The following is a 13,264-nucleotide window of genomic DNA, read 5'->3' as shown; positions in this document are numbered from 1 at the left end:
ATTAGACCCGGGGCCGGCCCCATCTTCCTGCGAGCGAGACTTTCCATGGACGACGTTTCCGCCATCTACGACGCCGCGCGGTTCAAGCGCGCCGGGCGCGGCAAGATCTTCGACTCGGTGCTCGACACGGTCGGCGACACCCCGCTGGTCCGCCTGCCCAACCTGACCGCCGCGCTGAAGCCCAAGGGCACGGTCGTGGCCAAGCTGGAGTTCTTCAACCCGCTGGCCTCGGTCAAGGACCGTATCGGCGTGGCCATGGTCGAATATCTCGAGGCCAAGGGCCTGCTGAAGCCGGGCGGCACGATCGTCGAGCCGACCAGCGGCAACACCGGCATCGCCCTGGCCTTCGTGGCCGCCGCCAAGGGCTACAAGCTGATCCTGGTCATGCCCGAGAGCATGTCGATCGAGCGCCGCAAGATGCTGCTGCTGCTCGGCGCCAAGCTGGAGCTGACCCCGGCCGAGAAGGGCATGCGCGGCGCCGTCGCCCGGGCCCAGGAAATCATCGAGGCCACCCCCGGCGCGGTGATGCCCCAGCAGTTCGAGAACACCGCCAACCCGCTGATCCACCGCGTCTCGACCGCCGAGGAGATCTGGAACGACACCGCCGGCGCCGTGGACGCCGTCGTCTCGGGCGTCGGCACCGGCGGCACCATCTCGGGCGTGGGCCAGGTGCTCAAGGCCCGCAAGCCGTCGGTGAGGATGGTCGCCGTCGAACCCGAGGCCAGCGCCGTGCTGTCGGGCGGCGCGCCCGGCCCGCACAAGATCCAGGGCATCGGGGCCGGCTTCGTGCCGGGCATCCTCGACCGCGGGGTGATCGACGAGATCATCCAGGTGTCGAACGACGACAGCTTCGCCATGGCCCGCCGGGCGGCCTCGGCCGAGGGCCTGCCGGTCGGCATCAGCTCGGGCGCGGCCCTGACCGCCGCCTTCGACCTGGCCCTGCGTGACGACTACGCCGGCAAGCTGATCGTGGCGATCATCCCCAGCTTCGCCGAGCGCTACCTGTCGACCGCCCTGTTCGAGGGCCTTTGATCCGCGACGCGCGCCCACGCGTTATCGGGCCATGACCGACGTCTTCGATCCCGCCAAGCGCTCGGCGGTCATGGCCCGGGTCAAGAGCCGCGACACCAAGCCCGAGAAGCGGGTGCGCCGGATCCTCACCGATCTGGGGGCCCGCTACCGCCTGCACCGCAAGGACCTGCCCGGCTCGCCCGACGTGGCGATGGCGGGCCGGCGGCTGGCGATCTTCGTGCACGGCTGTTTCTGGCACGGCCACGACTGCCCGCGCGGAGCCCGGGTGCCCAAGGCCAACCGCGACTACTGGCTGGCCAAGCTCGGTCGTAACAAGGCCCGCGACGCCCGCAACGCCAGCGACCTCGCCGCCGCCGGCTGGCGGGTCGAGACGGTGTGGGAGTGCCAGATGAAAGACGAGCCGGCCCTGCGGGCCCGGCTGGCCGCCGTGCTGGACGAGACCGGGCTGGAAGCCGTGGACAGTTAGGCGTTTAGCGCGGAGGCGCCGCCCTCGTCCTTCGACAGGCTCAGGATGAGGGCTAAGGGGTAGGGCGGTTCAGTAGAATTCCTCATCCTGAGCCCATCGAAGGACCAGGAATTCGGCTCAAGATCGTCAACTGTCCACAGCGCCAGGAGCACGTTTGCTTCAAGCTGAATTGTGCTTCTCAAATCCCCGTCTCCCCGGCGAAGGCCGGGGCCCAGATTCAGCCGTCGCATTGCACGCTTATCCGAAACACACAGCCTTATGATCTGGGCCCCGGCCTTCGCCGGGGAGACGGAATAGGATGGGCGTTTCCATCTGGCCTCATCCGCCTAAGGCGCCGAAAGCTTTTCTATAGGTTTTTCAGTGATCGCCGCGCCTTGAGAAGGCCTATCCGGCCGCCTCCGGGACAGGACGGGCGTCCACGGCTTCGGCTCCCTGAGAATCCGGCAGCACCTGGCTCAGGGCGGCGTGCAACTGGCCCGGGTCGATCGGCTTGGCGACATGGGCGTTCATGCCGGCCGCCCGGCAGGCTTCCCAGTCCTTGGCGGTGGCCGAGGCGGTGACGGCGATCACCGGGATGTCGCGGTTGGGCCCGGCGCCGGCGCGCAGCTGGCGGGTGGCCTCGCGGCCGTCCATGCCGGGCATGTAGACGTCCATCAGCATCACGTCGAACCGCTCGGTCGCCAGCAGCTCCAGGGCCCGCTCGGCCGACTCGGCCAGGGTGGGCTGGATGCCGAACGACTGCAGGACCAGCTCCAGGGCCCGCCGGTTGACCGCGTGGTCGTCGACCGCCAGCACCCGCGCCCCGTCGATCGCCACGCTTCCCGGGCTCTCGTCCTCAGGTTCGGCGGCCTCGACCAGAATCTCCAGGCGGAAGCAGGCGCCGCGGCCCGGCTGGCTGGTCACCGTCAGGTCGCCGCCCATCAGCCGGGCCAGCTCGCGGCTGATCACCAGGCCCAGGCCCGAGCCGCCATGGCGGCGCACCACGTCCGAGCCGAGCTGGTCGAAGGGCGTGAACAGCCGCGCCAGATCCGCCTCGGTCAGGCCCGGGCCGGTGTCGGCGACCGTGGCCTCCAGGCGCAGGCGGCCGTCGCCGTCCTCGCGGGCGACCAGCCGCACGGTGACCGCGCCCTGGTCGGTGAACTTGATGGCGTTGGACAGCAGGTTGTTGAGCACCTGGCGCAGGCGCATCGAATCGCCGGCCACCCAGCGCGGCAGGCGGGCCGCGCCCTCGACCCGCAGCCTCAGCCCCTTCTTCTGGGCTTCGGGACGCCACAGCCGCAGGGTGTCGGCCACGGTCTTGCGCAGGTCGAAGGGGCTTTGCTCGACCGCCATTCGGCCGGCGTCCAGGCGCGACAGGTCCAGCAGGTCGTTGAGCAGGGTGCGCATCATGCCGCCGGCGTCGCCGATCAGCTGGGCGTGGGTGCGGGAGGCGGTGTCGGGCGCGTCGGCGTGCAGCCGGGCCGCGCCGGCCAGGATGGCGCTGATCGGCGTGCGCAGTTCGTGGCTGATCATCGCCACGAAGGCCGACTTGGCGGCCACCGCCTCCTCGGCCTCGTGGCGGCGGCGCTCGGCCTCGTCGCGGGCGGCGGCCTCGGCGTGCAGGGCCGCCTGCAGGGCGCGGCTGGCGACCGCCACCGAGATGATCAGCAGCACCGCGCCGAACCACAGGGCGTTGGCCAGGGGCGAATGCGGATTGGCCGCCCGGGCCACGAACGGCGCGACCAGCAGGTAGAAGACGTGCGGGGCGGCGGCCAGCAGCGTCGCCGACTTCAGGCTGCTGTTGATGACGATGACATTGAGCAGGGCCCCGGCCAGCAGCAGTCCGCCCAGGGTGGGCGCGAACCGCTCGTGCGAGGCGAACAGCGGCAGGGCCAGGAAGCCGAAAATCGCCGAGGTCAGGAGAGGCGTCAGCGCCACCGCCCAGCGGCGCCAGGCCGGCGGCCTTGCACCGGGAGCCGTCACCCCACGGATCAGCCACAGCTCCAGAGCCTGGGCCGCCACATAGAGGCCGACCCAGACCCAGATCCAGCCCATGCCGATGTAAAGCTGCAGCATCAGGGCGATCATCGCCGTGGCGAAGGCGCGAAAGGGCAGGTTGTCGCGGCGCGCGATCGCGGTCCGCAACTCTCCCGGCCGGAGTTCCCTCGACTGCAGATCCTGAACGCCCACGCCGCCCCCGCCACGCGCCTGAAAGCCGCCCATAGCATGAAATCGACAGCCTAAAGAGGGGATGAACGAATGCGTCTGATCGGCGAGCGCGCGACGAACCTGCCCGCGCTGCGGCGTTGCGGCGCAAAAAACGCTCGTTTTCGTCGCCAGCGCCCCGCCGCGGCTGAGATTGCCGGGAGTTCTCTGTCCCGGCGTGTCAGGAACCGGTCGCGGGCGGCCGTCCCAGGGCCCGCTCCAGCGACAACGGGTCGCAGCCGGCGATATCGATCAGCTTCATCCGGGCCCCGGCCCCGGAGGCCAGGGTCAGGGCCGATTTCGGAACGCCCAGGGTCTTGGCCAGCAGGGCCAGCAGCGCGGCGTTGGCCTCGCCCTCGACCGGCGGGGCGGCGACCCGCACCTTCAGATAGGGCCGGCCGGCGGCGTCCACCGCCCAGCCGTCGATCGCCGCCCGCCCGCCGCGCGGGGTCAGGCGGACGGCCAGCCGCATCGGGCTAGTAGCCGCCAAACAGGCCCAGCAGGGTCATTTCCAGCGCCGGCAGGATGTAGCGCTGCACGCCGGTGATGATCAGCAGCACGATGATCGGGCTGATGTCGACGCCGCCCAACGGCGGGATGATCCGCTGGAACGGCCGCAGCACCGGGCCGGTCACCCGGTCGAGGAAGTTGCTGATCTGATAGACCGCCTGATTGCGCAGGTTGATGATGTCGAACGCCACCAGCCAGCTGAGCACCGCCGAGATGATGATCGCCCACCACAGCAGGCTGAGCAGGGCGGCGAGGATGAAAAAGACGAAGTGGATGATGGCGGCCATGAGCTTCCCGTCCGAGTCCTCCGCTTCTTGCCGCGCCTTGGCGTCCCTGGCAAGCCAAGCCGCCCGACGCCGCGACTCCGACGCTTGACGCGCGCCCCGACCCGCCGTATTCCCGCGCTTCCTTGGGGCCGTAGCTCAGATGGTAGAGCGCCTCGTTCGCAATGAGGAGGTCAGGGGTTCGATTCCCCTCGGCTCCACCAAGGACCTCTCCTAATTCCGGATGATCGACGATTGAGCGTCCGCGCCGTGCGGCCGGTGCGGCTCGGGCGCGGTTTCGGGCCTTGCGCGCGGGGCCGCGATCGATCTGGACAAGCCCAGCGCGGCGCCCGACGGTCGGGGTCCGGCTCGGGCCTGAGGGGACTATATTGCCAATCGCAAAGCTTCTGCTGCTGGCGACCGCTTGGGCGGCCCTGGCCGGACCGGCCGCGGCCCCCGACGGCGCCGACCTGGCCCGCTGGCGGGCGAGCGCGGCGCGGGTGCGGATCGTCCGGGACGACTGGGGGATCGCCCATGTCCATGGCCGGAGCGACGCCGACGCGGTGTTCGGCATGGTCTACGCCCAGGCCGAGGACGACTTCAACCGGATCGAGGCCAACTACCTGACCGCCCTGGGGCGCACGGCCGAGGCGCCAGAGGCGGCGAGCGACGAGGCGGCGATCTGGCGGGACCTGCGGATGAAGCTGTTCGTCGACCCCGTCGACCTGCAGGCCCGCTACGCCGCCAGTCCGGCCTGGCTGAAGGCGCTGATGGACGCCTGGGCCGACGGGCTGAACTTCTACCTGGCCAGCCATCCGGCGGTGAAGCCCAAGGTCATCACCCGGTTCGAGCCGTGGATGGCGCTGAGCTTCACCGAGGGCAGCATCGGCGGCGACGTCGAGCGGATCTCGCCGGGCGAGCTGGAGGCCTTCTACGGCCAGCCCAGCGCCCTGGCGGCGCGGGAGACCCGGGCCCGCGAGCTCGCCGCCGCCACGGCCTTCCAGGAGCCGACCGGCTCCAACGGCTTCGCCATCGCCCCGGCTATCACCCAGGACCGCCACGCCCTGCTGCTGATCAACCCGCACACCTCGTTCTTCTTCCGCTCGGAGCTGCAGGTCAGCAGCGACGCGGGGCTGGACGCCTATGGCGCGGCCACCTGGGGGCAGTTCTTCATCTACCAGGGCTTCAACGCCCACGCCGGCTGGATGCACACCTCCAGCACCGTCGACGTGGTCGACGAGTTCGCCGAGACGGTGAGCCGCCAGGGCGGCCGGCTGGTCTATCGCTACGGGGCCGAGCAGCGGCCGGTGACGGCGCGGACTATCGCCGTGTCCTACCGGACCGCCGACGGCCGACTGGCGAGCCGCACCTTCACCACCTACCGCACCCATCACGGCCCGATCGTGCGAGCCCAGGACGGCAAGTGGATCGCCTTCGCCATGATGTACCGGCCGGTCGAGGCGCTGAAGCAGTCCTACCTGCGCACCAAGACCCGCGACTACACCAGCTTCCTGAAGGTGGCGGCCTTGCAGGCCAATTCGTCGAACAACACCCTGTTCGCCGACGACCAGGGCGAGATCGCCTATCTGCACCCGCAGTTCATCCCCCGGCGCGACGACCGCTTCGACTACACCAAGCCGGTGGACGGCGCGGATCCGGCGACCGACTGGAAGGGGCTGCACGCCCTGAACGAGTCGCCGCACCTGAAGAACCCGGCCAATGGTTGGCTGATGAACACCAACAACTGGCCCTATTCGATGGCCGGCCCCTATAGCCCGAGGCAGGCCGACTATCCCCGCTACATGGACAGCGTCGGCGAGACCCCGCGCGGGCGCCACGCGCTGCGGGTGCTGACCGACCGCAAGGACTTCACCCTGCCCGGCCTGGTCGCCGCGGCCTACGATCCCTACCTGACCGCCTTCGCCGACCTGGTCCCGGCCCTGGCCAAGGCCTATGACGAAACGCCGGACGGCGACCCGCTCAAGGCCCGGCTGGGCGAACAGGTGGCGGCGCTGAAGGCCTGGAACCTGAAGTGGTCGGCGGAGTCGACGCAGACCTCGCTGGCGGTGTTCTGGGGCGAGGCCCTATGGGCCAAGGCTGCAGCCGAAGCCAAGATCCAGGGCGTGTCGGTCTATAGCTACATGGCCGAGCGGACGACGCCGGCCCAGAAGCTGGCGGCCCTGGCCGAAGCCTCCGACCGCCTCACGGCCGACTTCGGCGGCTGGCGCACGCCCTGGGGCCAGATCAACCGCTTCCAGCGCAACGACGGCGCCATCGTCCAGACCTTCGACGACGCAAAGCCCTCGATCCCGGTGCCGTTCGCCTCGGGCCAGTGGGGCTCGCTGGCCTCGTTCGGGGCCCGGCGCTATCCGGGCACGAAGAAGTACTACGGGACCAGCGGCAACAGCTTCGTCGCCGCGGTCGAGTTCGGCCCGCGGGTCAAGGCCGTCGCCATCTCGGCCGGCGGCGAGAGCGGCGATCCGGCCTCCCCGCACTTCACCGACCAGGCGGCGCGCTACGCCAAGGGCGACCTGCGGCCGGTCTATTTCTATCCGGACGAGTTGGAGGGCCACATCGAACGGGCGTACCGGCCGGGCGAGGTCGGGCGGTAGGTCCGCAGGCGACTTACATCAGCTGTAGTTCCCGCTCCTGTGGCGGGCGTTCACCGAAACCGACAATTCCGGCGCTCGCGACCCGAAGGCCGGTTTGTCGGCAGGGCGCCGACAAAGACATTCGCCCCCTGAGCGAACCTGGTTATCCAGACCCTAGGACGGCGGCGTCCAGGGGTTGGCTCGTTTCCAGGCGTTCATCCGCAAGACGGCAAAAACCATCAGGGCGAAGGAGGTCCCCAAATAAAGGACCAGGCCGATGAGGGATGTGCGAACCAGGTCGTCTCCCAGCGCGCGTGGAAATAGACTGGGAAAGATAACGAAGGCGAGCGTCAGCGCAAAAACGCTCCCCAGGAACGCGTTGAAGCCGGACCGCTGGTAGGCCTCTCCCTCCCAGGCTTTCCACGCGCTCAGGTTCGTTGAGTTCTTCAAAGCTCTCGTATCAAGCATTGGCGTGCTCCCGATGCGTGCATGGACGCTAACATGTCCGCCGCCGTTTGTCCTCGCGGCCGCTATCCATCCTCGTCATTTCAGGGCGGGAGTGACGAGCGTTGGACGGGCGAGCCCAGCAAAAAGCCCCGCCGTCGCCGGCGGGGCTTTGTCATGGACGAGGACTAACGAGCCTCAGCCCTGTTCGCGCTTGTCGCGCTTGGCCAGCACCCGCAGGCGCAGGGCGTTGAGCTTGATGAAGCCGCCGGCGTCGCGGTGATCGTAGGCGACCTTGCCCTCCTCGAAGGTGACCAGGTCCTGGTCGTAGAGGCTGTAGGGGCTGGTGCGGCCGATGACCGAGACATTGCCCTTGTAGAGCTTGACCCGCACCTGGCCGGTGACCTTCTGCTGGCTGTAGTCGATGGCCGCCTGCAACATCTCGCGCTCGGGGGCGAACCAGAAGCCGTTATAGACCAGCGACGCGTATTTCGGCATCAGCTCGTCCTTCAGGTGCATGGCCCCGCGGTCCAGGGTGATCGACTCGATGCCGCGGTGGGCGGCCAGCAGGATGGTGCCGCCCGGGGTCTCGTAGACGCCGCGCGACTTCATGCCGACGAAGCGGTTCTCGACCAGGTCCAGGCGGCCGATGCCGTTGTCGCGGCCCAGTTCGTTGAGCTTGGTCAGCAGGGCGGCCGGGCTCAGGGCGACGCCGTCGATGGCGACCGGGTCGCCCTTCTCGAAATCGATGGTGATGACGGTCGGCTTGTCGGGCGCATCCTCCGGCGCGATCGTGCGCATGTGGACGAACTCGGGGGCCTCGACGGCGGGGTCCTCCAGCACCTTGCCCTCGGACGAGCTGTGCAGCAGGTTGGCGTCGACGCTGAACGGGGCTTCGCCGCGCTTGTCCTTGGCGATCTGGATCTGGTGCTTTTCGGCGAACTCCAGCAGGGCTTCGCGGGACTTGAAGTCCCATTCGCGCCACGGGGCGATCACGTGGATGTCGGGCTCCAGGCCGTAATAGCCCAGCTCGAAGCGGACCTGGTCGTTGCCCTTGCCGGTCGCGCCGTGGCTGACGGCGTCGGCGCCGGTCTTGCGGGCGATCTCGATCTGCTTCTTGGCGATCAGGGGGCGGGCGATCGAGGTGCCCAGCAGGTACTGGCCTTCATAGACTGTATTGGCCCGGAACATCGGAAACACGAAGTCGCGGACGAACTCCTCGCGCACGTCCTCGATGAAGATGTTCTCCGGCTTGACGCCGGCGGCCAGGGCCTTGGCGCGCGCCGGCTCGATCTCCTCGCCCTGGCCGAGGTCGGCGGTGAAGGTGACGACCTCCGCGCCGTATTCGGTCTGCAGCCACTTGAGGATGATCGAGGTGTCGAGACCGCCCGAATAGGCGAGCACGACCTTCTTCACGGGCTTGGCGGCCATGAGGGGGTCCTTGAGCGAAGTGGAAACACAAAGTCGGGGGCGTTTAGCGCGGTTTCGTGTCGATTGAAACGCGGGCATGCGAAGAACAGGAGCCCAATCTCTAAAATCCGTTTTCCCGGCGAAGGCCGGGACCCAGATTCATCCGGTGCGACACGTGGGTTTCACCTGGACCCCGACCTTCGTCGGGGAGACGGAGATGGGAGCGGTCCGCGCTCAGAGCTTGATCTGGCCTTCGGCGGCCAACTGGTTGAGCGCCCGGCGCACCTGGGTCAGGTGGACCACCGCCAGGATCGCCGCCAGGGTGGCGCGCAGGCCCAGCATGATCAGCTCCACGGTCAGGTCGCCGGTCATCTGCCGGCTGCCCCACAGCAGATAGACGCTGATCAGGAAGGCGAAGGTCGGCAGCAGGGCCAGGGCCACGAGGCGCGGGGCCCGCCACAGGGTCGCGCCCGACGGCGACCACAGCAGCGGAACCTTGATGTCCTTGCCGATCTTGCCCCAGGCCATCCGCGAGGCCCCGGCCATGATCGACAGCGCCAGGATCCACAGCACGTCGCCGATGACGGCGGGGATGTTCATCTAGACCGTCACCTGGGCGCCGAGCTCGACCACGCGGCCGGGGGGAATCTTGAAGAAGTCGGTCGGGTTGGCGGCGTTCTTCATCAGGAAGATGTAGATCTTGTCCTGCCACAGCGGCATGCCCGAATTGGCCGACGGCACGATCGAGCGGCGGCCCAGAAAGAAGCTGGTGGCCATGATGTCGAACTTCAGCCCCTGCTGCTTGCGCAGCAGCGCCAGGGCCTTGGGCACGTTGGGGCTTTCCATGAAGCCGTAGAAGATCTCGACCTTCTTGAAGTCGGCGTTGACCGCCTGGACGCGGATGCGCTCCTCGTCGGGCACCCGGGGCGTATCGGCCGTGCGGACGGTCAGCACCACGTTGCGCTCGTGCAGCACCTTGTTGTGCTTGAGATTGTGCATCAGGGCGACCGGGGTCATGTCCGGGTCGGAGGTCAGGAAGATCGCCGTGCCGGGCGCACGGTGCGGCGCCCGGGCCCGCAGGATCTCCATCAGGTCGACCAGGGGCACGCTGTCGCGGCGAGTCTTGTCGGTGAGAATCTGGCTGCCGCGCACCCAGGTGGCCATGATCGTGAACAGCACTGCGCCGATCAGCACCGGCAGCCAGCCGCCGGTGAAGAACCGCAGGGCGTTGGCCGACAGGAAGGTCAGGTCCAGGGCCATGAAGGGGATCAGGAAGGCGAGGGCGGCCGGCGCCTTCCAGTTCCATAGCTTGCGCATGACGATGTAGGCCATGCAGGTGGTGACCACCATGGTGCCGGTCACCGCCAGGCCGTAGGCGTGGGCCAGGGCCGACGAGGTCTGGAAGGTGAACATGATCGCCAGCACCGCCACCAGCAGCATGGTGTTGAGCTGGGGCACGAAGATCTGGCCCGACTGGGTCTCGGAGGTGCGCTTGATATCCAGGCGCGGCATCAGGCCCAGTTGGATCGCCTGCTGGGTCAAGGAGAAGGCGCCGGTGATCACCGCCTGGCTGGCGATCACCGTGGCCGCGCCGGCCAGGAACACCAGGGGCAGGCGCAGGAACTCGGGCGCCATCTCGAAGAACCAGTTGAGGTCCGGCATCGGCTGGCCGGCGGCGGTGGCGGCCTCCAGAGTGCGCATGGCGAAGGCGCCCTGGCCCAGATAGTTCACGGCCAGGCAGGGCAGGACGAAGAACAGCCAGGCGGCCTGGATCGGCCAGCGTCCGAAATGGCCCATGTCGGCCGACAGGGCCTCGGCCCCGGTGACGGTCAGGAACACCGCGCCCAGCACGATAAAGCCGGCCATCCCGTGGTGCAGCAGGAAGGACACCGCGTAGTAGGGGTTGATCGCCGCCAGGATCCCCGGGTTGTCGGCCAAGTGCATGGCGCCCAGGACGAACATGACCAGAAACCAGACCCCGCAGACCGGACCGAACAGCCGGCCGACGATCGCCGTGCCATGGCTCTGGATGAAGAACAGCCCCAACAGCATCACGGTGGCGATCAGCAGCACGACCTGGGTGGTCACATGGGTCTCGAACATTGGAATGGTTCGCAGACCCTCGACCGCCGACAGCACGGAGATCGCCGGAGTGATCACCGCGTCGCCGTAGAACAGCGCCGCGCCGGTGACGCCGAGCACGAAGACCAGGGTGGTGCGCTTGCCGATCGCATGCTGGGCCAGAGCCATCAGCGACAGCACCCCGCCCTCGCCCCTGTTATCGGCTCGCATGATGAACAGCACGTACTTGATCGTCACGACCAGAAACAGCGCCCACAGGGCCAGGGACACCACGCCCACGATCTCAAGGCGGGTCACCCCGTCGCCGGCGGTGGCGTGCAGCGCCTCCTTGAAGGCGTAGAGCGGGCTGGTGCCGATGTCGCCGAACACGACGCCGACCGAACCGACGGCCAGGGCCAGGAAGCTGTGGCCTTTCAGGTCGTGGCCAGCTTGCGGGGGGACGTCACATGCGGCGGCGCCGTTGGGGGCGGGGGCGCCAGAGGCTTCGGAAGCCATACAATCCCTCCGGGGTCGCCCTCGCAAAACGCGTGCGGAGCCCCATATCGATCAAGCCGGGCGCGATACACCCAATCCTCTCCCGGTTCAATCGCGACCTGAACCGGCGCGGCGGCGAGGATTCTCGCCAGACAGTTTTTGGTTGAACGCACGCGCTATGCCCTTAGGCTCCTGCCACAGAAAAAATGTCCGATAGCCAGAAATTTCCCGTCGCGGCCCACACCCTCGCCTATCTGGCGCATAAAAGCGCCTTTTCGGCCGACCGCGCCGTGGCCAGCGCCGAACTGGCGGCCTCGATCCCGACCAATCCCGTGGTCGTGCGGCGGGTGACCGCAATGTTGGGCAAGGCCGGGCTGATCGGCGCGCGGGCCGGGGCCAACGGCGGGGCCTGGCTGCTCAAGCCGCCCGAGGCCATCACGCTGGACATGGTGCTCAAGGCGGTGAACGGCTGCGCCCACCTCGGCGTCGCCCCGCCGGGCGTCAAGGGTTGCCCGGTCGGCGAGAAGATTCCCGAGGCGGTCAGCGCCGCCATGATGGCCGCCAATGTCGCCGCGGCCGAACGGCTGGCCGCCATCTCGGTGGCCGACCTGCTCTCCGGCGCCAAGGTCGCGTCGGCGGCGGCCTAGAAGACCTCGGCGTCCGGAGCTGGCTTGACGGCTGGCAAGGCCCGACGGGCCAGCAGCCAGATTCCCGCCCCGATCGCCGACATGGCGGCGTTCATCGCCAGCATGATCGCGAGCAGGAAGACCAGCACGCCCAAAGCCTGCCCCGGATTGGCGGCCGGCGCGCCGTTCATCTTGAACATGGCTGGCGCCGTCGCGGCCATCAGCAGGCCCATCAGCGAGAACGCCACCTGGCACGTCGCCGCTATGGTAAAGGTGACGGTGAACAGCCCACCGAACGAAGCCGATCTCAGAAACGGCATGCGAACTCCCCGAAACAAGCGCTGAACTTGAAGGCGCGCGCCCCTCTTGTCGAGCTTCGCGTGACCCTTGAGATTGACGCCTTTATCCTCCGCTGAAGGGGCCTTCAGAATAATTGCACTCGATCTTGTTGCCGATCCCCTGGCGCCGTCGACGACCGTGCATATGTAATCGACACCGTTCCAGTTCTGGAACGACAACCGATTTCAGGGCAACCGTCATGAGCAAAGTCGCCATCGTCTATCATTCGGGCTACGGCCACACCGCCGTCCTGGCCGAGAAGGTCGCGGAGGGCGTCCGCGACGCCGGCCAGACCGCGGTCCTGCTGAAGATCGAAAGCGCCGCCCAGGACTTCGCCCCGCTGATCGACCAGATCACCGAGGCCGACGCCGTGGTGTTCGGAGCCCCGACCTATATGGGCGACGTCTCGGGCGTGTTCAAAGTCTTCGCCGACGCCACCTCCAGCGCGTTCTTCACCGGCGCCTGGAAGGACAAGCTGGCCGCCGGCTTCACCAATTCGCACAGCTTTTCGGGCGACAAGGCTCACGCCCTGGCCAGCCTGACCATCCTGGCGGCCCAGCACGGCATGAACTGGGTGAACCTCGGCCTGGCCCCTCCCGGAGTCACCGCCGCCGAGCGTGGTCCGGACACCTTGAACCGGGTCGGCTCGTTCATCGGCCTGGCCGCCCAGTCCGACAACGTCTCGCCTGAGATCAGCCCGCCGGCCGGCGACCGCGAGACCGCCCGCCTGCTCGGCGTCCGCGTGGCCGAAGCCGCCGTGCGCTGGACGCGCGGCGCCCAGCCGGCGCTCAGCGAAGCGGCCTAGGCCTAAACCCGTCCTTCCCTGCCCCCCGCCCGAAGGAC

The 13,264-nt window shown here is 68.4% G+C and carries 13 protein-coding genes and 1 tRNA gene; 6 read left to right on the top strand and 8 right to left on the bottom strand.

What is annotated here, in order from left to right; all coding sequences use genetic code 11:
* The first annotated feature begins 45 nt into the window (after positions 1-45).
* Positions 46-1,032 (top strand): cysteine synthase A, encoded by a 987-nt coding sequence (cysK, locus tag ACIPQB_RS02750; protein WP_446483659.1) that lies wholly within the window; start codon positions 46-48, stop codon positions 1,030-1,032.
* Positions 1,033-1,063: 31 nt separating this feature from the next.
* Positions 1,064-1,498: a very short patch repair endonuclease gene (locus tag ACIPQB_RS02745; RefSeq protein ID WP_446483658.1), complete on the top strand. Its 435-nt coding sequence runs from the start codon at positions 1,064-1,066 to the stop codon at positions 1,496-1,498.
* 384 nt (positions 1,499-1,882) lie between these two features.
* Here ACIPQB_RS02745 and ACIPQB_RS02740 read toward each other — a convergent pair whose 3' ends face one another.
* The 3 genes from ACIPQB_RS02740 to ACIPQB_RS02730 all read right to left on the bottom strand — a co-directional run bounded on the left by ACIPQB_RS02740 (position 1,883) and on the right by ACIPQB_RS02730 (position 4,479).
* On the bottom strand, positions 1,883-3,700 hold the full coding sequence (locus ACIPQB_RS02740; protein WP_446483657.1) for an ATP-binding protein: 1,818 nt from the start codon (positions 3,698-3,700) through the stop codon (positions 1,883-1,885).
* Between the two features lie 163 nt (positions 3,701-3,863).
* Entirely contained in the window at positions 3,864-4,154 is a 291-nt protein-coding gene (locus ACIPQB_RS02735) for a DUF167 family protein (RefSeq protein WP_446483656.1), read from the bottom strand.
* A 4-nt stretch (positions 4,155-4,158) separates the two neighbouring features.
* On the bottom strand, positions 4,159-4,479 hold the full coding sequence (locus tag ACIPQB_RS02730; RefSeq protein WP_446483655.1) for a YggT family protein: 321 nt from the start codon (positions 4,477-4,479) through the stop codon (positions 4,159-4,161).
* A 124-nt stretch (positions 4,480-4,603) separates the two neighbouring features.
* Here ACIPQB_RS02730 and ACIPQB_RS02725 point away from each other — a divergent pair.
* A tRNA-Ala gene (locus ACIPQB_RS02725) sits at positions 4,604-4,679 on the top strand.
* A 165-nt stretch (positions 4,680-4,844) separates the two neighbouring features.
* On the top strand, positions 4,845-7,067 hold the full coding sequence (locus ACIPQB_RS02720; protein WP_446483654.1) for a penicillin acylase family protein: 2,223 nt from the start codon (positions 4,845-4,847) through the stop codon (positions 7,065-7,067).
* A 153-nt stretch (positions 7,068-7,220) separates the two neighbouring features.
* Here ACIPQB_RS02720 and ACIPQB_RS02715 read toward each other — a convergent pair whose 3' ends face one another.
* From ACIPQB_RS02715 to ACIPQB_RS02700, 4 genes are all read right to left on the bottom strand, one after another.
* On the bottom strand, positions 7,221-7,514 hold the full coding sequence (locus ACIPQB_RS02715) for a hypothetical protein (protein WP_446483653.1): 294 nt from the start codon (positions 7,512-7,514) through the stop codon (positions 7,221-7,223).
* Between the two features lie 174 nt (positions 7,515-7,688).
* Entirely contained in the window at positions 7,689-8,921 is a 1,233-nt protein-coding gene (locus tag ACIPQB_RS02710; protein WP_446483652.1) for an argininosuccinate synthase, read from the bottom strand.
* Between the two features lie 213 nt (positions 8,922-9,134).
* The gene (locus tag ACIPQB_RS02705) at positions 9,135-9,500 is read right to left on the bottom strand and encodes a hypothetical protein (RefSeq protein WP_446483651.1); all 366 of its coding nucleotides are present in this window, start codon (positions 9,498-9,500) and stop codon (positions 9,135-9,137) included.
* Positions 9,501-11,477, bottom strand: coding sequence for a potassium transporter Kup (locus tag ACIPQB_RS02700; RefSeq protein WP_446483650.1), 1,977 nt, complete (start codon positions 11,475-11,477; stop codon positions 9,501-9,503).
* A 185-nt stretch (positions 11,478-11,662) separates the two neighbouring features.
* Between ACIPQB_RS02700 and ACIPQB_RS02695 the strand changes: the two genes are divergently transcribed.
* Positions 11,663-12,103 (top strand): Rrf2 family transcriptional regulator, encoded by a 441-nt coding sequence (locus ACIPQB_RS02695; RefSeq protein ID WP_446483649.1) that lies wholly within the window; start codon positions 11,663-11,665, stop codon positions 12,101-12,103.
* Here ACIPQB_RS02695 and ACIPQB_RS02690 read toward each other — a convergent pair.
* Positions 12,100-12,600: a hypothetical protein gene (locus tag ACIPQB_RS02690; RefSeq protein ID WP_446483648.1), complete on the bottom strand. Its 501-nt coding sequence runs from the start codon at positions 12,598-12,600 to the stop codon at positions 12,100-12,102. The two genes, ACIPQB_RS02695 and ACIPQB_RS02690, sit on opposite strands and share 4 nt — an antisense overlap.
* A 20-nt stretch (positions 12,601-12,620) precedes the next feature.
* Here ACIPQB_RS02690 and ACIPQB_RS02685 point away from each other — a divergent pair, with 20 nt between their 5' ends.
* The gene (locus ACIPQB_RS02685) at positions 12,621-13,226 is read left to right on the top strand and encodes a flavodoxin family protein (RefSeq protein WP_446483647.1); all 606 of its coding nucleotides are present in this window, start codon (positions 12,621-12,623) and stop codon (positions 13,224-13,226) included.
* Positions 13,227-13,264: the final 38 nt, after the last annotated feature.

The sequence above is a fragment of the Caulobacter sp. LARHSG274 genome, assembly GCF_052871235.1.
The sequence above is the reverse complement of the archived record's forward strand: the minus strand, read 5'-3'. Positions and strand labels throughout refer to the sequence as shown.

What these genes read in the sequence shown, in the direction of transcription:
- ACIPQB_RS02705 (WP_446483651.1), bottom strand. Translation starts at nt 9,500, where the DNA reads ATGAACATCCCCGCCGTCATCGGCGACGTGCTGTGGATCCTGGCGCTG.
- ACIPQB_RS02710 (WP_446483652.1), bottom strand. Translation starts at nt 8,921, where the DNA reads ATGGCCGCCAAGCCCGTGAAGAAGGTCGTGCTCGCCTATTCGGGCGGT.
- ACIPQB_RS02740 (WP_446483657.1), bottom strand. Translation starts at nt 3,700, where the DNA reads ATGGGCGGCTTTCAGGCGCGTGGCGGGGGCGGCGTGGGCGTTCAGGAT.
- ACIPQB_RS02730 (WP_446483655.1), bottom strand. Translation starts at nt 4,479, where the DNA reads ATGGCCGCCATCATCCACTTCGTCTTTTTCATCCTCGCCGCCCTGCTC.
- ACIPQB_RS02735 (WP_446483656.1), bottom strand. Translation starts at nt 4,154, where the DNA reads ATGCGGCTGGCCGTCCGCCTGACCCCGCGCGGCGGGCGGGCGGCGATC.
- ACIPQB_RS02685 (WP_446483647.1), top strand. Translation starts at nt 12,621, where the DNA reads ATGAGCAAAGTCGCCATCGTCTATCATTCGGGCTACGGCCACACCGCC.
- ACIPQB_RS02745 (WP_446483658.1), top strand. Translation starts at nt 1,064, where the DNA reads ATGACCGACGTCTTCGATCCCGCCAAGCGCTCGGCGGTCATGGCCCGG.
- ACIPQB_RS02695 (WP_446483649.1), top strand. Translation starts at nt 11,663, where the DNA reads ATGTCCGATAGCCAGAAATTTCCCGTCGCGGCCCACACCCTCGCCTAT.
- ACIPQB_RS02715 (WP_446483653.1), bottom strand. Translation starts at nt 7,514, where the DNA reads ATGCTTGATACGAGAGCTTTGAAGAACTCAACGAACCTGAGCGCGTGG.
- cysK (WP_446483659.1), top strand. Translation starts at nt 46, where the DNA reads ATGGACGACGTTTCCGCCATCTACGACGCCGCGCGGTTCAAGCGCGCC.
- ACIPQB_RS02700 (WP_446483650.1), bottom strand. Translation starts at nt 11,477, where the DNA reads ATGGCTTCCGAAGCCTCTGGCGCCCCCGCCCCCAACGGCGCCGCCGCA.